General features: G+C 64.2%; 20 protein-coding genes. 5 read left to right on the top strand and 15 right to left on the bottom strand.

Going from position 1 to position 20,643, the window contains the following annotated elements; genetic code table 11:
* Positions 1–122: 122 nt before the first annotated feature.
* Entirely contained in the window at positions 123–2,168 is a 2,046-nt protein-coding gene (locus X727_RS138725) for an NADH:flavin oxidoreductase (RefSeq protein ID WP_023835128.1), read from the bottom strand.
* Positions 2,169–2,308: 140 nt separating this feature from the next.
* Between X727_RS138725 and queF the strand changes: the two genes are divergently transcribed.
* Positions 2,309–2,770 (top strand): preQ(1) synthase, encoded by a 462-nt coding sequence (gene queF / locus X727_RS138730; protein WP_023682931.1) that lies wholly within the window; start codon positions 2,309–2,311, stop codon positions 2,768–2,770.
* A gap of 219 nt (positions 2,771–2,989) precedes the next feature.
* Here queF and X727_RS138735 read toward each other — a convergent pair whose 3' ends face one another.
* From X727_RS138735 to X727_RS138750, 4 genes are all read right to left on the bottom strand, one after another.
* Positions 2,990–3,601 carry a hypothetical protein gene (locus X727_RS138735; protein ID WP_031204700.1) on the bottom strand — a complete coding sequence of 204 codons (612 nt, stop codon included), beginning with the start codon at positions 3,599–3,601 and terminating at the stop codon, positions 2,990–2,992.
* Positions 3,602–3,605: 4 nt separating this feature from the next.
* Positions 3,606–4,085, bottom strand: a complete 480-nt coding sequence (locus X727_RS138740; RefSeq protein ID WP_023835126.1) for a DUF3828 domain-containing protein — start codon at positions 4,083–4,085, stop codon at positions 3,606–3,608.
* Positions 4,086–4,178: 93 nt separating this feature from the next.
* A complete protein-coding gene (locus X727_RS138745) occupies positions 4,179–5,828 on the bottom strand; it encodes an ABC transporter substrate-binding protein (RefSeq protein ID WP_023698003.1) in 1,650 nt (549 codons plus the stop codon).
* A gap of 61 nt (positions 5,829–5,889) precedes the next feature.
* Positions 5,890–7,440: a trimethylamine methyltransferase family protein gene (locus tag X727_RS138750; RefSeq protein WP_023694427.1), complete on the bottom strand. Its 1,551-nt coding sequence runs from the start codon at positions 7,438–7,440 to the stop codon at positions 5,890–5,892.
* Positions 7,441–7,529: 89 nt separating this feature from the next.
* Here X727_RS138750 and X727_RS138755 point away from each other — a divergent pair, with 89 nt between their 5' ends.
* A complete protein-coding gene (locus X727_RS138755; protein ID WP_023671586.1) occupies positions 7,530–8,432 on the top strand; it encodes a LysR substrate-binding domain-containing protein in 903 nt (300 codons plus the stop codon).
* A 274-nt stretch (positions 8,433–8,706) separates the two neighbouring features.
* On the top strand, positions 8,707–10,560 hold the full coding sequence (gene mutL, locus X727_RS138760; protein WP_023745493.1) for a DNA mismatch repair endonuclease MutL: 1,854 nt from the start codon (positions 8,707–8,709) through the stop codon (positions 10,558–10,560).
* Positions 10,561–10,585: 25 nt separating this feature from the next.
* Here mutL and X727_RS138765 read toward each other — a convergent pair whose 3' ends face one another.
* Both X727_RS138765 and X727_RS138770 read right to left on the bottom strand, forming a co-directional pair.
* Entirely contained in the window at positions 10,586–11,347 is a 762-nt protein-coding gene (locus X727_RS138765; RefSeq protein ID WP_155923615.1) for a hypothetical protein, read from the bottom strand.
* Positions 11,348–11,456: 109 nt separating this feature from the next.
* The gene (locus X727_RS138770; RefSeq protein ID WP_031204698.1) at positions 11,457–12,350 is read right to left on the bottom strand and encodes a DMT family transporter; all 894 of its coding nucleotides are present in this window, start codon (positions 12,348–12,350) and stop codon (positions 11,457–11,459) included.
* A 91-nt stretch (positions 12,351–12,441) separates the two neighbouring features.
* On the opposite strand from X727_RS138770, the gene X727_RS138775 reads away from it, so the two are divergent.
* The gene (locus X727_RS138775) at positions 12,442–13,368 is read left to right on the top strand and encodes a LysR family transcriptional regulator (protein ID WP_023734233.1); all 927 of its coding nucleotides are present in this window, start codon (positions 12,442–12,444) and stop codon (positions 13,366–13,368) included.
* A gap of 17 nt (positions 13,369–13,385) precedes the next feature.
* Here the strand turns inward: X727_RS138775 and X727_RS138780 are convergent, their stop codons facing one another.
* Positions 13,386–13,985, bottom strand: a complete 600-nt coding sequence (locus X727_RS138780; RefSeq protein WP_023734234.1) for a hypothetical protein — start codon at positions 13,983–13,985, stop codon at positions 13,386–13,388.
* Between the two features lie 112 nt (positions 13,986–14,097).
* Between X727_RS138780 and X727_RS138785 the strand changes: the two genes are divergently transcribed.
* The gene (locus X727_RS138785; protein WP_023694434.1) at positions 14,098–14,331 is read left to right on the top strand and encodes a DUF2093 domain-containing protein; all 234 of its coding nucleotides are present in this window, start codon (positions 14,098–14,100) and stop codon (positions 14,329–14,331) included.
* Positions 14,332–14,391: 60 nt separating this feature from the next.
* On the opposite strand, the gene X727_RS1000000165740 is transcribed toward X727_RS138785, so the two are convergent.
* From X727_RS1000000165740 to X727_RS138815, 7 genes are all read right to left on the bottom strand, one after another.
* A complete protein-coding gene (locus X727_RS1000000165740) occupies positions 14,392–14,871 on the bottom strand; it encodes a hypothetical protein (RefSeq protein WP_155923614.1) in 480 nt (159 codons plus the stop codon).
* A gap of 89 nt (positions 14,872–14,960) precedes the next feature.
* Positions 14,961–15,989 (bottom strand): tetraacyldisaccharide 4'-kinase, encoded by a 1,029-nt coding sequence (gene lpxK, locus X727_RS138790; RefSeq protein WP_023734236.1) that lies wholly within the window; start codon positions 15,987–15,989, stop codon positions 14,961–14,963.
* On the bottom strand, positions 15,990–17,306 hold the full coding sequence (gene waaA / locus X727_RS138795) for a lipid IV(A) 3-deoxy-D-manno-octulosonic acid transferase (protein ID WP_023689593.1): 1,317 nt from the start codon (positions 17,304–17,306) through the stop codon (positions 15,990–15,992). It lies immediately after the preceding gene.
* Entirely contained in the window at positions 17,303–18,091 is a 789-nt protein-coding gene (locus X727_RS138800) for a lysophospholipid acyltransferase family protein (protein ID WP_023682942.1), read from the bottom strand. The genes waaA and X727_RS138800 overlap by 4 nt, the downstream gene beginning before the upstream one ends.
* Before the next feature lie 5 nt (positions 18,092–18,096).
* Positions 18,097–18,342: a DUF4170 domain-containing protein gene (locus tag X727_RS138805; protein ID WP_023682943.1), complete on the bottom strand. Its 246-nt coding sequence runs from the start codon at positions 18,340–18,342 to the stop codon at positions 18,097–18,099.
* Positions 18,343–18,410: 68 nt separating this feature from the next.
* Positions 18,411–19,217, bottom strand: coding sequence for a 3'(2'),5'-bisphosphate nucleotidase CysQ (locus X727_RS138810; RefSeq protein ID WP_023712781.1), 807 nt, complete (start codon positions 19,215–19,217; stop codon positions 18,411–18,413).
* On the bottom strand, positions 19,204–20,547 hold the full coding sequence (locus tag X727_RS138815; RefSeq protein ID WP_023712780.1) for a TldD/PmbA family protein: 1,344 nt from the start codon (positions 20,545–20,547) through the stop codon (positions 19,204–19,206). The genes X727_RS138810 and X727_RS138815 overlap by 14 nt, the downstream gene beginning before the upstream one ends.
* Between the last annotated feature and the right edge of the window lie 96 nt (positions 20,548–20,643).

Raw genomic sequence — 20,643 nt, 5'->3', positions numbered from 1 at the left:
TGCAAGGTGGCTCTCCGCACAGAGGTTTGGCTGCGCGCCACCCATCACTTTGATCGATCGAGTTGCGCCCGCCGGAAGGGTGAGATCGAGCTTTGGAACAAGCCGTAGGCCGGCTTGTAGGCTCAAACCCGCAAGCCGAACCTGATGCCGTCATAGATGGCGGCATGGATGTTGCGCGAGGCGACTGCATCGCCGATGCGCAACAGCACGAAGCCGCCTTCGGGATTGCGTGAAGGAAAAATATCGCCGCCGCCGACCAGCCGCTCATAGTCGACCGCGCCACCATTCTTCGACAGCGGTTTCAGCTGGAGATAGAGATCGTCGAGCGGCGCCGTGCCGTGCTCGACCACCACCTGGTCGACCCGCCTCTCGCCGCGCCAGCCGTCGGCAAAGTCGGAGGCGAGTTCGGCGACCAGCTGGTTGCCCTCGCGCCGTACCGAGCGCAGCCTGGTGTTGATGGTGATGGTGACGCCCTTCTCCTGGAAGGCGCGCATATAGGGCACGTGGTTCATGCCGCCCATTTCGGGGGCGAAGAAGCGCTCCGGCGAAACCAGCTCCAGCTTCGAACCGGCATTGGCGATCAGCTCCGCCGCGCCCATGCCCTGATGGCCGCCATTGTCGTCGAAGAGCAGCACGTTCTCCGCCGGCTTGACGCTGCCGGCCATGATGTCCCAGCTCGACGTGACGAGATTGTCGCCTGATGTCAGCGGCGGGTTCTGCGGCAGGCCGCCGGTGGCGATCACCACCACATCGGGCGACAGCGCCAGCACATCGTCCTGCTCGGCCCATGTATCGTAGCGGATCCCGACGCCGAGCCGGTCGAGTTCGGCCAGCCGCCAGTCGATGATGCCGATCAGTTCCTTGCGGCGCGGGTTCTGCGTCGCCAGCCGGACCTGGCCGCCGGCCTGACCGGAGGCTTCAAGCACCGTGACATGATGGCCACGTTCGGCCATGACGCGAGCTGCCTCGAGCCCGCCAGCGCCAGCGCCAACGACGACGACGTTCCGCCTGGGCCCTTCGGTCTTCAGGATGATATGCGGAATCTCGGCCTCGCGGCCGGTCGCGGCATTGTGGACGCACAGCGCCTCGCCGCCTTCATAGATACGATCGAGGCAATAGGTGGCGCCGACGCAAGGCCGGATCTCGTGCTCGCGGCCTTCCATGACCTTCTTGATGATGTGCGGGTCGGCGATATGGGCGCGGGTCATGCCGACCATGTCGAGCTTGCCGGTCGCGATGGCGTGGCGCGCCGTGGCGACATCGGAAATCCGCGCCGCATGGAAGGTCGGAAATTTCGTTGCCGCCCTCACCTCGCCGGCGAAATCGAGATGCGGGGAAGAGCGCATGCCGGTCACCGGGATAACCTTGGTGAGCGCCGCGTCGCTTTCGATCGAGCCGCGGATGATGTTCAGGAAATCGACCTTGCCGGAATTCGCGAGCCGTCTGGCGATCTCGACGCCCTCGGCCTTCGACAGGCCTTTGTCAAAATCCTCATCGGCGACCATACGGATGCCGACGATGAACTTTTCACCGACGGCAGCCCGCACGGCATCCAGCACCATGTCGGTGAAGCGCAGCCGGTTGTCGAGCGAACCCCCGAACTCGTCGTCGCGATGGTTTGTGGCCGGCGACCAGAAGCCGTCCATCAGATGGCCGTAGGATTCGAACTCGATGCCGTCGAGGCCGGCCGCCTGGCAGCGCTGCGCAGCGGACGCATAGTCGGCGACGATGCGCTCGATGTCCCAGTCCTCGATAGTTTTCGGGAACGCGCGGTGCGCCGGCTCACGCACCGGCGAGGCCGACAGCACCGGCAGCCAGTCTGCCTTGTTCCAGCCGGTGCGGCGACCAAGATGGGTGATCTGGATCATCACCTTGCAGTCATGCTCGTGGCAGGCGTCCGCCAGTTCGGCCAGCCACGGCACGATGCGGTCGTCATAGACATGCAGATTGCCAAAGGCGGCCGGGCTGTCGCGCGAGACGATCGCCGAGCCCGCCGTCATGGTCAGCGCCATGCCGCCCTTGGCCTTTTCGGCATGGTAGAGCCGGTAGCGCTGTTTCGGCATGCCGTCCTCTGAATAGGCCGGCTCGTGGCTGGTCGACATCACCCTGTTCTTCAGCGTCAGGTGTTTGAGCTGGTAAGGCTGGAGAAGCGGGTCGTTGCTGGTCATCATCTTCCTGCCATTCCAGTTTGTGTCGGAGCAGCGCGCGCTGCTCCAGTTCTTGTCTTGAGCATCGAATTTATCCGAAAATCGCTGCACACTTTTTGATCCGATGCTAATGAGCGCGGAAAATCCCCAGGAAAACCACGATGATCGATACCAAAACCCTCACCCAGCTCGGCGCCCACGTCGAGACGCCACAGAGCCCGGAGACCGCGGTCCTGGAGACCGTGCCGTTCCAGCGCGGCGACGGACCGCCGGCGATCGTGCGCTTCACCTGCCCGGAATTCACCTCGCTCTGCCCGGTAACCGGACAGCCGGATTTCGCTCATATCGTCATCGACTACGCACCCGATGCCACGCTCGTGGAATCGAAGTCGCTCAAACTGTTCATGACCTCGTTTCGCAACCATGGCGCTTTCCATGAAGACTGCACGGTGATGATCGGCCGCCGCATTGTGGCGGCAACGAAGCCGCTGTGGTTGCGCATAGGCGGCTATTGGTATCCGCGCGGCGGCATTCCGATCGATGTCTTCTGGCAGACCGGCGCTCCGCCCGAAGGCGCCTGGTTGCCCGACACCGGCGTTGCCCCCTATCGCGGAAGGGGCTGAAGCTATTTTGCGGACCTTTAGCGGGACAGCGCCCCCCTCTGTCCTGCCGGACATCTCCCGCACACGGGGGGAGATTGGCCGCCACATAGGCTTTCGCTAATCTCAAATCTTGCGAAGCGGGCGAGACGCTGGAACTGCTGATCTCCCCACCCGTGGGGGAGATGTCCGGCAGGACAGAGGGGGGCGCGAAGGATCGCAGGCGCTGACCCTCAATCAACATTATTCGCACTGATACTGGCTGAGCGCCCATTCACCGGTCACCGAAAGCAGATCGGATATCTTCCAGTCGCCGTCGACTTTCCTGAATTTCCATTCAAGGCGATGCGGGTTGCCGGCGACGACGAAGGCGACAATGACCTTGGCCTGGTCGCCATTGATCGCTTCGAGCGTCTTCAGGCTCTTATCGATCTCGGCCTTGTCATAGGCGGCATTGTCGAGCGCCATGTTGGGGTCGAGGCATTCGCCCTGCCCGGATTTGCGCAACGCGTCGCTCTTGTCGAGTACGGTCTTGGCCGGGTCGACGAAGTTTTTGCGCTGGGTCGGATCGAGCTCCAGTCCCACCTGATCGTAAAATGGCCGCACCACCGCCGTCGGGGATCCCGGCAGAATGGGTGCGGCCCGTGCGGCGTCGGCCGGCGGCCACCCAACCGGCGGTGTCGCCGGTTCCACCGCTGTCCCGGGTGGATTTGCGGGCGGTGCTGCGCCGGCCGGTGCCGCCACGGCCGGCGCATTGGCTGGCGGCGGGCCCAACAGGCCTTGTGCTGCGGCTGCGCTCATACCCACCGCCAGCACGCACATGGGCGACAGCACCAGGGCAAGACGCCGGAGCACGGGATCACTCCGGCGCTTTGTCGGGCATGCATTCCAGCGCGCTTAGCGTCCAGTTGCTGGTCTTGGAGGTGATGTCGGCGACCTTCCATTTGCCGTCGATTTGCTTCAGCGACCACAGCATTTCGCGTTTAGAATCATCGCCTTCCGCAAAAAGGCTGAAGGTGGCGGTGACTTCGGCCGTATCGCCATTGACGGTCTCGGCCAGCTTCAATGTCTTGGCAATCGACTTCTGGTCGAAATCCTGGGCGTCGAGGCCGGGATCGAAGTCGAGGCAGGCGACTTCGTCGGGCTTGTTCTTCGTTGCCTGGTCGTTGAGATCGAACAGCTTGGTCACCGGCTCGGTGAAGCGGTCGCGGTACTTTGCATCTCCCTCGAATTTCACCTCGGGCACATAAAAGAACTTCACGGCGTTGGAAGCCGGCCCGGCCAGCACCGTCGCTGGCAAGGCAATCGAAAAGACAGCGGCAAGCACTATCGGTTTCATGCAGGATCTCCGGAAGTTTGGCGGCAAGGCGGCAATACCAGACATCCTGCATATCGGCTTTTTTGCGGCTCATGAAGCCCCGGCTGCACCGTCTCAGCCATCCAGCCAGACGTTCTGCAGGTCCATCTCGAAGGTCTGGTGGACGCCGTAGTTTTTCACCTTCTTGTTCATGTGGCTGTAGAGCTTCTGCCAGAAGGGTTGAATGATGACGCCGGAATCCTGCAGGATCTGCTCGACATCCTTCATCACCTCACGCCGCTTCTCCACGTCGATCAGCGACAGCGCCTGCTTCAGCTTGGCGTCGAAGTCCGGGTTGGAATAGGCCGATTCATTCCAGGCCTCGCCGGTGCGATAACCAAGCGCCAGGACCTGGACGCCAAGCGGGCGCATGTACCAGATGGTCATCGAATAGGGATATTTCGTCCAGTCGTTCCAGAAGGTCGAGCCCGGCAGCACCGTGCGCTTGACCTTGATGCCGGCGTCGCGCAGTTGGCCGGCAATCGCGTCGCCGGTGTTCTTCTGCCAATCGTCCTCGACGGTGATCAGCTCGTGCTCGAAATCGGCCTGCCCAGCGTCGGCCATCAGTTTCTTGGCGCCGGCCGCGTCGCGCGTCTTCTTGGGCAGCGCGAAATATTCAGGATGGATAGGGCTGACATGGTGGTTTTCACCGACCGTCCCTCGCCCGGCATAGCCGAGTTCCAGCACCGCATTGTTGTCGACCGCCATCTGCAGCGCGTTGCGCACCCGCTGGTCGTCGTAGGGCTTGTGGGTAACGTTCGTGCGGGCAACCAGCGTGGTTGCCGTCGCAACCTCGGACTTCTCCAGCCCCATCTTATCCAGGATGTCGATGAAGTCGGCCGGCGTCTCGAAATTGAGGTCTATCTCGCCGGATTCGAAGGCGTTGATCGAAGCGTTGAAGTCGGTGCCGTAGTCGATGAACTCGACGCTGTCGAGCGGCGCTTCACCACCCCACCACTTGCCGTTTTCACGACGCTTGACCACCGCCTTCTGGCCGACATCGTAGGAGACCAGTTCGAACGGGCCCGTGCCGATCGGCTTCTTGACCGGGTCGGCGCCTTCGGCGTCGAAATTGCGGTGGACGACGAGCGCGGGATAATCGGTGAGGTTCGGGATCAGCGAAATGTCGGGCGCGCTGAGCGTCAGCTTGACCGTATTGTCGTCGACCTTGGCGATCGCGCCTTCCCTGGCCTTGCCCGACTTTTCGTCGATCAGCCCGCCGACGCGAGCGGCCATGGAGTTGCCGGCGACCTTCTTCTCGCACCAGCGGGTAACATTGAAGACCACGTCATCGGCGTTGAAAGCATCGCCATTGTTCCAGGTGATGCCCTTGCGCACATGCAACGTGTATTCCGTGGCGTCGTCATTGATGTCCCAGCTTTCGAGCAGCACTGGCTCGAAGGTGAATTCCCTGGTGTAGCGGACCAGCGGCTCCAGCCAGCAGCGCGAGATGTTGGCGAGTTCCACCCAGTCATAGGTGCGCGGATCTTTTTGGGCCTTGACCGACATCGATATGTGCAGCGTGCCGCCCTTCTTCGGCTCCTCGGCAAAAGCCTGTCCCGGCGCGGCAAGGCCGATCATGCCGTAGGCCAGCGCCGTCGATGCGCCGAACGCACTTGCCAATGCAAGAAACTCGCGCCGGTCCATACGGCCAGCACGCGTCTCTTGCGCCATCGCCTCGATGGCCGTTGGCACGCGATCGCCATTGCTTTTGAAAACTGTCATGTCTCTCTCCCTTGCGGTTCCCATCGGGTCTTCGCCCGTTATCAACTCATTCGTCGTTCTCTTAGCTAACGCTGTCGGGCAGCCTCTCTTCGCGCTGCGCGATAAAGTCCCTGAGGCCCTCGGCAATGCCCTCATCGAGTTTCGGCTCTTCATAGTCGGCCAGCATGTTGCGGGCTTTCTCGCGGCCGCGCGTGTCGTGGTCCTTCGCCCCTCCAGCCTTCCATTGTTCGTAGGAGTTGAAATCCATGATGGTGGGCATGAAGAATGCCGACTCGTAATGATCGAGCGTGTGCTGGGTGCCGAGGAAATGGCCCTGCGGCCCGACTTCGCGGATCGCCGCCATGGCCTCCTTGAAATCGTCGAACGGCAGGCCGCCGGCATATTTATACCAGCCGACAAGCTGCTCGCAGTCGGTGGCGAATTTCGAATAGCCGCAGGTCAGCCCGGCCTCCAACCAGCCGGCGGAGTGCCAGATATAATTGGCGCCGGCGAGGATGGCGGCATGCATCAGCATGTTGGATTCATAGCCGGCCTGGGCGTCGTTGAGCTTGGAGCCGACATGGAAGCCGGAGGTTCGCCAGGGCAGTTTGTATTTCCGCGCCAGCGCGCCCATCAGATACATCATCTGGGCGGCTTCCGGCGTGCCGCCCATCGGCGCGCCGGTCTTCATGTCGACCGTCACCATGAACTGGCCGTAGATTTGCGGCGAACCCGGGCGCAGCAGTTGGGTGAAAGCGACGCCGGCCAGTGCTTCGGCATTGACCTGCGCCACCGCGCCGACGGCCGAGGCCGAAGTCGATGCGCCGCACAGCGCAAAGGGAGCCAGGATCAGCGGCTGATTGCTGCGCGCATAGACCTTCATCGCGTCCAGCATGGTGGCGTCCCACACCAGCGGCGAGTTGCAGTTGGTAATCGACACCAGCACCGGGTTGTCGCGAACGAAATCTTCGCCAAAGACGATGCCCGCCATCGCCATCGTGTCTTCGGCGCGGTCTTTGGAAGTAACGATGCCCATGAACGGCTTGTCGGAATGCTTCAGCGCCGAATGGATGATGTGGAGATGCCGTTTCGGCACCGCGATCTCCATCGGCTCGCAGATGATCGAACTCGACGAATGCAGCGCCGGGGCCATGTAGGCGAGCTTGTGGAAATTGTTGAGGTCTTCAAGCGTGCCATAACGCCGGTTGTTGTCGAGGTCGCGCACGTAAGGCGCGCCATACATCGGCGCGAAGATGGAGTTCTTGCCGCCGACGCGCACGGTGCGCTCGGGATTACGCGCATTGAGGGTGAATTCGGACGGAACCTTCGCGACCAGTTCCATCAGCAGGCCGCGGTCGATGCGGACGCGTGTCTCGGACACGTCGGCGCCCGCCGCCTTCCACATGGCGATCGCCTCGTCGTCGCGGAACTCGCAACCGACCTCTTCGAGGATGGCGAGTGACTCCTGGTGGATCAGTTCCACCGCCTCGTCCGGGACCATCTGGTAGGTGGGGATCTCGCGGACCAGCGTCGGGAACGAGGTGACGGGGGCGCTCCTCAGCGCCTTGCGTCCGAGGCGACCGCCGCCGCGGCGGTGGGTTTGCTCGGTCAGTTCAGTGGCCGGTGCGTTCATGGAGCCTCCTCATTCCGTCCAACCAAGTTAGCGAGAGGAAATATGGATGTGATGCTGGAAAATCCTGATCTCTTGTATAAGCTCAGCTTATGCGTAGCCTGCGCCACCTCCTGCCCTCGGCCGGCAGCCTGATCGTCTTCGAGGCGGCGGGCCGGCTGTCGAGCTTCACCGCTGCCGGGCGCGAGCTCGGCATGACGCAGGCCGCCGTCTCTTATGCGGTGCGCGGGTTGGAGGAACAGCTTAGCGCGCAGCTGTTCCAGCGCCGCCACCGCCAGGTCGTCCTGACAGAAGCGGGCGAACGCTTCCATGCCGACGTCTCGCTCGGTCTGTCGCATATCCGCAAATCGGCCGAGGATCTGCGCCTGCAGGCGAGCGGCGGCCATGTCACGCTGGCGGCGTCGACCGCCTTCGGCTCGTTCTGGATGATGCCGCGCCTGCAGCAGTTCCGCGATGAACTGCCGGGCATCGACTTGCGCATCCAGACCGCCGACCGTGATCTCGACATCATCGCCGAGGGCATCCCGCTCGCCGTTCGCGGCGGCGAACCGCGCGACTGGGCCGATTATCATTCGCTGCCGCTGGCCGACGAGGAGATTTTTCCGGTGGTTGGCGCCAGCTATCTCGCGAAATTCGGCATGCCAAGGAGCGTCGCGGAGCTGGCGACGCATCGCCTGATCCACCTCGAGGAGCCCTACCGCGAGGCGGCTAGCTGGGACGAATGGTTCCAGTCTGCGGGCGGCAGGCTCGACAACACCGCGCGCGGCCTGCGCATCAACGATTACGGCCTCGTGATCCAGGGCGTCATGGAGGGCCAGGGCATCGCGCTCGGCTGGCGGCATCTGGCCGAACGGCTCCTGGCGTCGGGGCTGCTGGTGCCGGTGACCGACCATGTGCTGAGAACCGGCAAGGCGTTCTATGTGGTTTGGCCGAAGAACCGGGAGTTGAGCGAGAATGCGCGGAAAGTCAGGGACTGGCTGGCGGCGCAGGCTTGAAATCGGTTGCAGCGTAGTCACTATCGCGGAGTTCCTTCACACCCCCCTCTGTCCTGCCGGACATCTCCCCCGCAAGGGGGGAGATTGGCAGTTCATATGTCGCGTCACCCTTCAAGCATTGGAGATTGGCGAAAGCCGTCGTGACATCTGATCTCCCTCCTTGCGGGGGAGATGGCCGGCAGGCCAGAGGGGGGTGCTGTCCCGCTGGCGTCTCCAATGTCCGGCATTCATTGAAGCCTTCCGCACACCCTTCGAATCCGCCTATAATACCCCCATGCCCATTCGCCAGCTTTCCGAAACGATGATCAACCAGATCGCCGCCGGCGAAGTCATCGAGCGTCCGGCGAGCGTGGTGAAGGAACTGGTCGAAAACGCGCTCGACGCCGGCGCCTCCCGCGTCGAGGTCGTCACTGCCGGCGGCGGGCTGAACCTGATCCGCGTCACCGATGACGGCTCCGGTATCCCCGAACAGGAACTGGCGCTGGCCATTGCGCGCCACTGCACCTCGAAACTTGCCGACAACATTCATGATATCCGCTCGCTCGGCTTCCGTGGCGAGGCGCTGCCGTCGATCGGTTCGGTGGCGCGGCTGTCGATCCGTTCGCGCACGACCGCAGGCGACGCTGCCGCCGAGATCGCCATCGAAGGCGGCCGCGTTTCGGCGGTCAAACCGGCGGCGGCCAATCGCGGCACAACGGTCGAGGTGCGCGACCTGTTCTTTGCCACGCCGGCGCGGCTCAAATTCATGAAGGGCGAGCGGGCCGAAAGCTCGGCCACCAGCGACGTGGTCAAGCGCATCGCCATCGCCTTCCCCGCCGTGCGCTTCACGCTGGCCGGCTCGGACCGCTCGACGCTGGAATTGCCGGCGACCGATGACAGTACCGAGGGCAGCCTGCGCCGCGTCGCCCAGGTGATGGGCGCCGAGTTTCCCGACAATTCCATCGCTATCGACGCCAGCCGGGACGGCGTGCACCTGACCGGCCACGTCTCGATCCCGTCCTTCACCCGCGCCAACGCGCTGCAGCAATATGCCTATGTCAACGGCCGTCCGGTGCGCGACAAGCTGATTGCCGGCGCCATTCGCGGCGCTTTCGCCGATGTGCTGCCGCGCGACCGGCACGCGGTGACCGTGCTGTTCCTGACGCTCGATCCGGCGACCGTCGACGTCAACGTCCACCCGGCCAAGGCCGATGTGCGCTTTCGCGACCCCGGCCTGGTGCGCGGGCTGATCGTCGGCGCCATTCGCGAGGCGCTGGCCAATGCCGGCATCCGCGCCGCCACCAGCGGGGCCGCCGGGATGGTGGCGGCGTTCCGGCCGGGAGCCGCCTCCTACGCCCATGCGGGTCCTGCCAACGGTCATCGCAGTTATGACGCGGCCTACCGGGCCTCGGGCTTTTCGGGCTTTGACCGCTCGCCACAGCGGCCGCTGGATATGGGATTTGACGGCGCCGGCTTCCGCGAAAACGACCAGGCTGCATTCGACGCCGGTCCGCTCGCCAGCGCCGATGCGCGTGCCGGCTTAGCCGAGCCGGCCGAGACGCTGCTCGGCACCGCGCTGGGCGCCGCCCGCGCGCAGGTCCACGAGAACTACATCGTCGCCCAGACCAGGGATTCGCTTGTCATCGTCGACCAGCACGCGGCGCATGAGCGGCTGGTCTACGAGGCGCTGAAGAATGCCCTGCACTCGCGCGCGGTGCCCTCGCAGATGCTGCTTCTGCCGGAGATCGTCGACCTGCCGGAGGAGGACGCCGAGCGGCTGGCCATGCATTCCGAAACGCTGGCCCGGTTCGGCCTCGGCATCGAGCGTTTCGGCCCCGGTGCGGTGGCGGTGCGTGAGACGCCGTCCATGCTCGGCGAAACCAATGTCCAGCAATTGGTGCGCGACCTTGCCGATGAGATCGCCGACAACGATACCGTCGAGACGCTGAAAGAGCGGCTGGACAAGATCGCCGCCACCATGGCCTGCCATGGCTCGGTGCGCTCCGGCCGGCTGCTCAAACCCGAGGAGATGAACGCACTGCTGCGACAGATGGAGGCGACTCCCGGCTCCGGCACCTGCAACCACGGCCGCCCGACCTATATCGAACTCAAGCTCGCCGATATCGAGCGGTTGTTCGGAAGGCGGTGAGCACAAGCCAGGTCAGGCCACACGCTCAATTCACCAACAGGCGATAATCCTTGAACCTATGAGAGAAAACGTAATCCCTTGAGTAACCGGCGCCACCGCCGCGAAAATTCACGGAGATTATCTCGAAGCTTCTCCCAACCTGTTTTTGAACATTCATGTAGATGGGAGTCATCAGCATGCCGGCATCACAATCGTCGTCATCGAAAGCGATCTCCTGAACGACCTTCTTTTTCTTCTTATCGATGACCCGCAGCTTATTCATGCAGACGAGAAAGCCCGCTTTCTCGTAGACCCCGGCAAATCTGTGGGTGGCTGTCTGCGCCCAGAAGGGAATCTCGACGGTGCCGTCAACCTTCGCCTCACCGGTATCGTCGAGGCTTGCGACCTTCTTCAGCGTGATCGGGAACTTGTCCGAGCCCTTGCTCCAAGTCCCTGTTGCGCCGCTTTCGCCAAGGTCGAGAGAAAACGGACATCCGGCGGTGCCAACGGGCGTTTTCGATCCCATGACCAGCACCCGGTCGAACTCCCTGTCGTCCGCAATCTCGCAAAGGAAGACGCTGGTGCCACTGATCTTGCCGTACACCGCTATCGGGCTTTGCTTCGCGTCGTGGAAATAGCTCCCCTCGACCGTAATCCCGCTGCCGAAACTGTCATATCTCTGCAGCGATAGGTGGACGGGGTTAGGTCCGATGGAGCCTTCGTAGTTTTCGACCTGATACCAGCCCGCGGCGGCTTTCCCGGTCAGCAGCAAAACGCAAAACATTGCCGATATGAACAGTCTTCCCATTCCGTCCCCCAGTGAAGGCAGCGTACCATAGCTGTCCTTCCTCTGGGTGTCTGCGTTCTGATGGAAGCGGTTCCCGGTTTGAGTCCGAAAACAGCTCCAATCATTTGTTTTAACGCATCAAATTCACGACGATGACGCCGCCGAGCGCCAGCGCACCGCCGATTATGCCGAGCAGCGTCGGCACTTCGCCCAGCCAGAAGAAGCCGATCAGGGCTGACATGGGCGAGACCAGATAGAGGAAGTTCGAGGCACGGGCGGCCGGGAGACGCGACAGAGCGGTTGCCCAGGCGGCATAGGCGATCAGGCTGGGCACGATGCCAAGAAAGATCACGGCGCCGATCCCGGCCGTGTTGGCGACCGCTGCCTGCGCAAAGCCGCTTGGCAAAAAGGGCGCCAGGCAAAGTGCGCCAAGGATCATGTTCGAGGCCGAAATGGTCAGCGGGTGATGGCGGGCAAAGAGCGGCTTCTGGACGATCGTGTTGACGGCCGAGCACAGCGCGGAGCCAAGAACCAGCAGCGCGCCGGTGTCGAAACTCAAGCCATTGCCGTCGGCGACCGCAATGATGCCGATGCCGGCGAAAGAAATGGCCGTGCCAAACCAGGCCCACGTTGAGAAACGCTCGCCCAGCAATGCCATTGCCATGATGGCGGTGAAGATCGGGCTGACATTGATGATGAAACCGGCGGCGCCAGCCGACACGGTCAGTTCGCCGTAATTAAGCATGACGGTGTAGAGCGCGACGAAAATGGCGCCGCCAAAGCCGAGGCGCCACACTTCATCGAGCCTCGGCAGTGCCGGGCGCTTGACGGCAAGAAAGATCGCCGCCGGCACCGCGGCAATGGCAAAGCGCAGCGAACCGAGTTCCAGCGGCCCGAAGGCGGCGAGACCCGCACGAATCGCTGGAAAGGCCGATGCCCAGCCGACCACCGTCAGAGCCACGGCGATGGCTGCCGTGGTGTCCATCCGCTGTGTCTGATTCGATGTGCCGGTTACTGCGCTCATTCCACTGTCCTCGCGTTTTTCAGTCATGAACCGCAGAAAGCGCCTTTTCGGCGCCGTTGACAAACGATCAAATCGAGGATCACCTGTGACTATGGATCACAGCTCAGACACAATGGTGCCGCTCGAGACACTGCGTGCTTTCGATGCGGCGGCGCGCACGGGGAGCTTTTCGGCCGCGGCCGAGAAGCTCAACATCACCCATGGCGCCGTCAGCCGGCAGATCGCCAAGCTGGAGGACTGGCTGGGCCTGAAAGTGTTCGACCGCGGGGCCCGCGGCGTCTCGCTGACCATCGAGGGCAACCGCCTGCATCTGCGCACGGCGGAAGCCTTTGCGCTGATCTCCAGTCATTCCGACCGCTGGGTCGAGCCGCGCGGCACCGCCGTGGTGCGGCTGACCTCGATACCCTCCGTCAGCGGGCTGTGGCTGATGCCACGCATGGCGGCGCTGGAGAACAATCCAACCAAGCTGCGCATCGTGCTCGACGTCGACATCCGCCAGGCCGACCTTGCCGATGAAGGCATCGACCTGTCGGTCCGCTGCGGCCGCGGGGGCATTCCGGGCCGCATCTCGGTGAAGCTGTTCGAGGAACATGTCTTTCCCGTCGCCGCGCCCGGCCTTGCCCGCGAGATCGGCCGCGGCGACCCGGCCCGGCTGCTGAGGTTTCCACTGATCAACGATTCCGACGCTTCGGGTTGGCGTGCCTGGTTTGCCGCGCAAGGGATGGACTACCGCCCGCGCCCGCAGGATCGCCGCTTCGAGGACTACAATCTGGTGCTCGACGCCGCAGCTTACGGGCTCGGCATCGCGCTGGCGCGGCCGCCGCTGACCGGACACCAGTTGGAGGCAGGCCGCATCGTCGCCGTCGACGAGCGCACGGCGCTGAACCCGGTGTCGTACTGGCTCGACCGGCCGCTGGGGCGGCCACGCACGGCTGCCGCCGAACTTTCACGCCGTATCGCTGTCGAGGCGGGGCTGGCGATGGACAAGATGGAAGCATTCCTCGAAGCCGAGCGATAGCGGCGGTCGTTCGGTGCTCAGCGAAGCACCAGCAGGGCTAGCCCGACAATGGCGACGGCCAGAAACCCGGTTGCCAGCGCCATCAGACCGACACGCGTCTGCTGTCGGCCTTGCGGCTGGGCCGCATCATTCGGCCCAGACGTCGCCTGCTCCCGCTTCATTGGCATATCGGTGGTGGCAGCGCGGCGCTGCGGCGAAACCACGGGTGCGAGAAGCGCAAACCAAGGCAGTCCTGCGGGCTTTGCGGCAGCGCCATCTTCGGCCTTGGCCGACGGCAGCGGCAGACCGCGCCGTGTGTCGTCATTTGCCGGCGAGACCGCAACGACCCTTGTCGGCGCGACCTTGTCTGGCGCCTCGACGCCAGGTTCAGCAAGGGCCAGATAGGCTTGCAGGACCTCGGCAGAACCCGTCTGCTGCCCCTTTGCGGTGGCTGCGGACAACAGCGCCTGCAGCGCCGGCGCCGCTGCCGGCTGCAAAGGCGCGCCGGACGGCGTCGGCGGCTGCACCAGCGCCTTTATAAGTGCTGCTTTCGCCGGATCGGCCTTCGCCGACGGCAACGCTGCCAACATCATGGCCTCACGCAGCAGCGCGGTCAGGCGGGCGGATGAAATGTCCATGCCGGTCCCATAAGAATGGTTTGGAGCGACAATAGCGCCTCAGCATTGCGTCAAGCTTGACCTTGCCGGCAATTTATGGCGATGAAATCAGCATGAACCTTGGCACCACTCCATCATGAACCGCTTCGAAGGCCCCGGCGGCAAGGAAGCCCGTATCCGCTATCTCGACGGCGACTTCCAGGTCACCAGCCCCGGCGCCTTCGTGCGCTGCGCGGTGACCGGCGAGAGCATTCCGCTGGACGAGCTCAAATATTGGAGCGTCGCCAGGCAGGAGCCCTATGTCAGCGCCGCCGCCTCGCTGCGCCGCGAGATCGAGATGCATCCGGACCTGCGCAGCCGGGGTTAGATCGGCACACCGGAAAGCAAGGCTCACCGTCGATCTGATTTTCCTGGAACGCCTGCAGGACTATGGCTTTGAGGATGCCGGCGCGTTTTCGACCGAAAAGTCGAATTTATGAACAAGCCGATCTCCGACAAGCACTTTGATGGAATACGGCCCGATCGGATCACCCTCGGCCATGCACCAGCCATGCGAGATCCATCCGTCCTGCGGTTTGTAGAACATGGTGGTCTCGGAGACCCTTCGATCGCCCGATAGCTTGCTCAAGCTGTATTCGTTTCCGTCGATACCCCACTGCCTGGGCTCCGCGGGAAGCGCGAACACCTCGGTGACCGATACCAGTCTGTCGCCTTGCGCCAGACGTACGCGCCATTCAAAGCAGGCGCTATCGGGGATAAGCGGTACAATGTTTGAGGGCCGAACGTGGGTAGCACCGTCCGCTTCGGTGACCGAGACCAGAAATTCGCTGTCGGTCGCGGTGGGTGCCTGCGCCGAAGATGGGTTCGCTATCGCCACAAGAACAAAGCCCACAAAGAGTGCCCGCAACCTAACCATTCCACCCCCCGCGCTGAAGCCGGTCTGACTTATAATAGTGATAAGCGGCGAGAAATATCCTGTGTCAACGCGGGAGCGCCCTACCCTCGCAGCCGGCGCTGTCTCCAGGCATCCAGCGTCTCGTCGATGATGCGCTCCGGCACAGTGTCGAGTTCGAACGTGGCGTCGATCTCCAGCACGGCGAGTTCAGCGAGGAAATCGGCCGGGGCAGCGCCGTGGCGCAGCCGGGCGGCGTCCTTGGCGGTGGTGACGAGGCCCAGTCCATCGCGGCGCGCCGTTGCCGCCAGTTCCGCGAGTTCATCAGGGGCATAGAAGTGATGGTCCGGAAACGACCGGCTCAGCGCCACTTCCGCACCAGTGCCGCGCAGCGTGTCGAAGAATTTTTCGGGGTGGCCGATGCCGGCAAAGGCGAGGAACCGCCGGCCGGCGAACCGCTCCTTGGCCGCGGGCTCGGCATGCGCCTCGAAGATCGGCCGGCCGGCGCGCGCCGCTTGGCGCACGACCTGGTCGGCGGCAGCGCCCTCGCCCATCTTCAACAGCCCGTCGGTGAACACCAGTTGGTCGACGATGTTGGCTCTCAGCGGACCGCCCGGAATGACCCGGCCGTTGCCGATGCCGTAACGGGCGTCGACGACGACCAGCGCATAATCGATATGGATGCGCGCGCTCTGAAAACCGTCATCCATGATCAGGAAATCGCAACCATGGGCTTCCAGGAGCAGCTTGGCGCCGGCAGCGCGGTTGGGGCTCACCGCAACCGGCGCGTGCTCGGCCAAAAGCAGCGGCTCGTCGCCGACATGCTTGGCAGCGTCGTGACCGGCATCGACGACATGCGGCTGCGCGAACGAGCCGCCATGGCCGCGCGACAGGAATCCGGGATTGAGTTGCATGCGCCTGGCCTGCTTTGCCAGCGCGATGGCGACCGGCGTCTTGCCGCTGCCGCCGACGGTGAAGTTGCCGACGCAAAGCACTGGCGCGTCGATCTTTTCACGTACCGCCCGATGCATGCGGCGGCCGGCGACGATGCCATAGACGGCTGATAGCGGCGACAGCGCAAAGACCCGCCAGTCCGGCGCTTCCCACCAGAAAGGTGGTGCTTCCGACGCCACCTATCGCCCGTCGGCGCCCTTCAGGCGCGACTTGACGATCAATGGCTGGATATAAGGCTCGAGCGACTTCAGCGTGTGCGCCAGCGCACCGCGCATCTGGTCGACTGTGGCGGCACCGGCCGCCATCATCTCGTGGCGCGCAACTTCATTGCTCAGCAGGAAATTGACGGCGCCTGCCAGCATGTCGCGGTCGCGCACCAGCTTGGCGCCGCCGCTGTCGAGCAGGCGCTGATAGGCCTCGCGAAAATTCTGGACGTTGCGGCCGGCCAGCACAGCGGTGTCGAGCATGGCCGGCTCCAGCGGATTCTGGCCGCCTTCCGAGGTCAGCGAGCGGCCGACAAAGGCGATTTCCGTCAGCCGGAGATAAAGCCCCATCTCGCCGATCGTATCGCCGAGCAGGATATCGCTGTCGGCGGTGATCCGGTCGCCCTTGCTGCGCCGCGCCAGCTTCAGGCCCATGCCGGAAATCTGTGCGGCCAGCGCTTCGGCGCGGTCGGGATGGCGCGGGACGATGATCGTCAGCAGGCCATGGTGGCGCTTGTAGAGCGTGGCGTGGACTTCCGCCGCGACCACCTCCTCGCCGTCATGGGTCGAAATTGCCGCCCAGGTCGGGCGGCCGGCGATCTGGCGCTTCAGCGTCGCCAGCGCCCGTTCGTCGACGGGCGGCGGCAAGGTGTCGACCTTGAGGTTGCCGGACACGGTGACCGGCCGGGCGCCAAGCGCGCGAAACCGTTCGCCGTCGACATCCGACTGGGCAACGACATGTGCAAGGTTCTCGAACAGCGCCTCGGCGATGTTGGCGCGCTTCTTCCAGGATTTGAACGAACGGTCGGAGAGCCGGCCGTTGACCAGCACCTGCGGCACGTGGCGGGCGCCGAGCTCGAGGATCGTCATCGGCCATATCTCGGATTCGGCGATGATAGCCAGGTCCGGCCGCCAGTGATCGAGAAAGCGGCTGACGGCCGGCTTGAGGTCGAGCGGAACATATTGGTGGATGATGCGGTCGCCCAGCCGTTCGTCGGCAACCTGCGCCGAGGTCACTGTTCCCGTCGTCAGCACGATGTTGACACCGTAGTCGAGGATGCTTTGCACCAGCGGCACGACCGCAAGGGTCTCGCCGACGCTTGCCGCATGGATCCAGATCACCGGCCCTTCGGGGCGCGGCCGCCCGGCAACGCCGTAGCGCTCACGGCTGCGGCTGCGGTCTTCCTTGCCCTGCGATGTGCGCCAGGCGACATAGGGACCCATCAGCGGATAGGCGGCTGCACCGGCAAGGCGGTAGGCCGCCAGGAAGGCGCGCGCCCAGCCGACGCTCATGGCCTGCCGTCCACGAGCCGATAGGCCTCGGCGGTTGCGGCATTGAGCGCGGCCGTGACTTCCTGGCGCTTGCGCTCCATTTCGGCCTCGTCGGCATTGGCCGGCACGAAAACCGGCGTTCCGATGACGATCGAGGAGCGGCCGAACGGCAGGTTGATGGTGGTTTTGTCCCAGCTCCTTTCCAGCACCTTGCGGCGGCTGGTGGCGATGGCGGCAGGCATGATCGGCCGGCCGGAAAGGCGTGCCAGCAGAACGATACCAAGCCCCGCGTCGCGCGGCGTGCCGTGGGGAATGTCGGCGATCATGGCGACGTTCTTGCCGGCCACGAGTGACTTTTTCAGGGCGATGAGCGCCTTGGCGCCGCCCTTGTCGAGATGCTTCGTGCTTTCACGCCCGCCGGAGCCGCGCACCGCCTCGATGCCGAATTTTTCGATCATCAGCGCGTTGAGTTCGGCATCGGCGCTGCGCGAGACCATGGCGACCAGCGGCCGTCCCTTGGGATAATAGGCTGGGGTCAGCAGATGCTGGCCATGCCAGAGCGCGATGATGCCGGGTTCGAATTCGGCGTAGTCGCCGCCTGAAAATTTAGCCGAGCCTTCGACCACGCGGTTGGTCAGGCGCACCAGGCGGACGAACTGGGCGAGCAGGCTGACGATCATGCTCTTGACGATTCGCGACTGCGCCAACGGCTCGCGGATCTTGCGCCAGAATGTCTTCGAACTGCCGCCGCGTCTTCTTCGGACCGCGGCGCCGGTGGGCTGCCCTTTCACCGCTTCATGCTCCATCGCTGTCAACCGGCGGCCTTGCTTTCAGGGTCGAGCAGCCGGTGCAGATGGACGACGAAATAGCGCATATGGGCATTGTCCACGCTGGCTTGCGCCTTTGCCTTCCACGCGGTGTGCGCGGTTTGATAGTCCGGATAAACGCCAACGATGTCGAGCGCGTCGAGATCGCGGAACTCGGTGCCTCCCAGCTTCTTCAGCTCGCCGCCGAACACCAGGTGCAAAAGCTGTTTCTTTCCGTCTTCCGCGGCCATTTCGGTCCTTCACATATTGTGAGTTTGCGACAGGTCTAGCCCAAAGCTGCCGACTTTGGAACCTTCGATCACGCTTCCGTATCGGCAATGACGCCGGCAAGCACGGTCAGCAACTGGCCGCTGCCGGCGACCAGCGCGCCGTGACGGATGATCTCCCCGGCATAAAGCGGCGCGCGGCCATGGCCGTCGAGCACGGCGCCGCCAGCCTCGCGCAAGATGAGATCGGCGGCGGCGATATCCCAGTCATGCGCGTTGGGCTTGACGAAGGTTGCGTCGAGCGTGCCGTTGGCGACCATCGCCAGCCGGTAGGCGAGAGAGGGAATGTGCGCCGCCCGCCGCACCCGGCCCTGCCATTGCGCCGGCATCAGGTCGATCAACTGCTTCAGCCCGCCGATCTCGACCGTCTTGCCCAGGCCGCGCACGGCAATCGGCTTGCCGTTGCGGAAAGCTCCATGGCCAGGCAGCGCCCAATAGGTTTCGCCCTTGGCCGGACATTCGAGCACACCGGTGAGCGTGCGGCCATTCTCGACCACCGCGACGCTGACGCACCACGAGCGCAGACCTTCGAGGAAGCCGCGGGTGCCGTCTATGGGGTCGACGACAAAGGTGCGCCGCGCCAGAAGCCGCGCCGGATCGTCAGTCGTTTCCTCCGACAGCCAGCCATAGTCCGGCCGGGCCGCCAGCAGGGTATCGCGCAGATAGGCGTCCGCCGCGTGGTCGGCTTCGCTGACCGGCGAGGTGCCGCCCTTCATCCACACTTGCGGGTTTTTGCCGAAATAGCGCATGGCGATCGCGCCCGCCTCGCGGGCGGCGTCGCGCAGCAGATCGAGGTCTTCCGAGGCCCCGGCCGATATGACCGGGTCACGCTCCGGCAAGGGTCATTCCTTCGATCAGCAGCGTCGGTGCGGCAGTGCCGAAATCGCGGTCAAGATCGCTCGCCGGAACCATGTTGAGGAACATCGTCTTCAAATTCGAGGCGATGGTCACCTCGGCCACCGGATAGGCAAGCTCACCATTGTCGATCCAGAAGCCGGATGCGCCACGGCTGTATTCGCCGGTCACCATGTCGACGCCCTGGCCGAACACTTCAGTGACATAAAAGCCGGATTTTAGCGACCTGATCAGGTCTTCCGGCGTCCTGTCGCCCGGCTCGATGGCGAGATTGGTCGAAGACGGCGATACCGACGAGCCGCTGCGCGCGCCGCGTCCGTTGGTGGTCAGCCCCAATTCCCGCGCGGCGGACGTCGACAGGAACCAGTGCTTCAGCACGCCGTTCTCGACCATCAACAGCTTTTCGCCCTCGACGCCTTCGCCGTCGAACGGGCGCGAGGCCTGACCGCGACGCCGCAGCGGTTCGTCGGTGACGGTGATGGCAGCCGACGCAACCTGCTTGCCCATCATCTCGCGCAAAAAACTGGTCTTGCGCGCCACCGAAGCGCCGTTGATGGCGCCGGCGAGATGGCCGGCAATGCCGCGCGCAACGCGCGGATCGAACACCACGTTGACCGGACCGGTCGCCGCCTTGCGGGCGCCGAGGCGGCGCACGGCGCGCTCGCCGGCCTTGCGGCCGATCAGCTCCGGCGCGTCGAGATCGGAAAAATGCTGGTTCGAGGAGTATTCGTAGTCGCGCTCCATGCCGGTGCCCTCACCCGCAATCACGCTGGCCGAACGCGAAAAGCGCGACGCGACATAGTGGCCGACGAAGCCGTCCGACGTGGCAAGCACCAGCCCGCCGAGGCCTGCGCTGGCGCCGCTGCCGGCCGAATTGGTGACACCCTTGACTGCAAGGGCCGCTTCCTCGGCGGCAAGGGCCGCTTCCTTCAACTGATCGGCCGAAACCTCGGTGGCGTCGAACAGATCGAGGTCGCGCACCTTGCCAACCAGCAAAGCCGGATCGGCGAGACCCTGATAGGGGTCCTCGGGCGAGACTTTGGCCATGGCCACGGCGCGCTCAGCCAGCGCCTTGGGGTCCGATGCCGCCGTCGCCGAGACGCTCGCCACCCGGTTGCCGACGAAGACGCGCAGCGAGACATCGTCGCCCTCGGACGCTTCGGTGTTCTCGACCTTTCCCAGCCGCACCGACACGCCGATCGAACGGCCGCGCACGGCAACCGCGTCGGCGGCGTCGGCGCCGGCCCGCTTGGCAGCCTCGACCAGTGCCGCGACGCGGTCGGTCAATTTCGCTGCCTCTGATGTATCGGTCATGCGCGTGGTCCTGGCTGAAGCCGCGCCGGGCGGTAGCGGCTGTTGCACCATCTATTGTCCCAATGCGGCTTGTGCAATGGCGCACGGACAATTGTC

This window comes from Mesorhizobium sp. L103C105A0 (assembly GCF_000502215.1).
In the GTDB taxonomy this organism is placed as follows: Bacteria; Pseudomonadota; Alphaproteobacteria; order Rhizobiales; family Rhizobiaceae; genus Mesorhizobium.
Note: the sequence above shows the minus strand (reverse complement) of the source record. Positions and strands in the feature narration are given on the sequence as shown.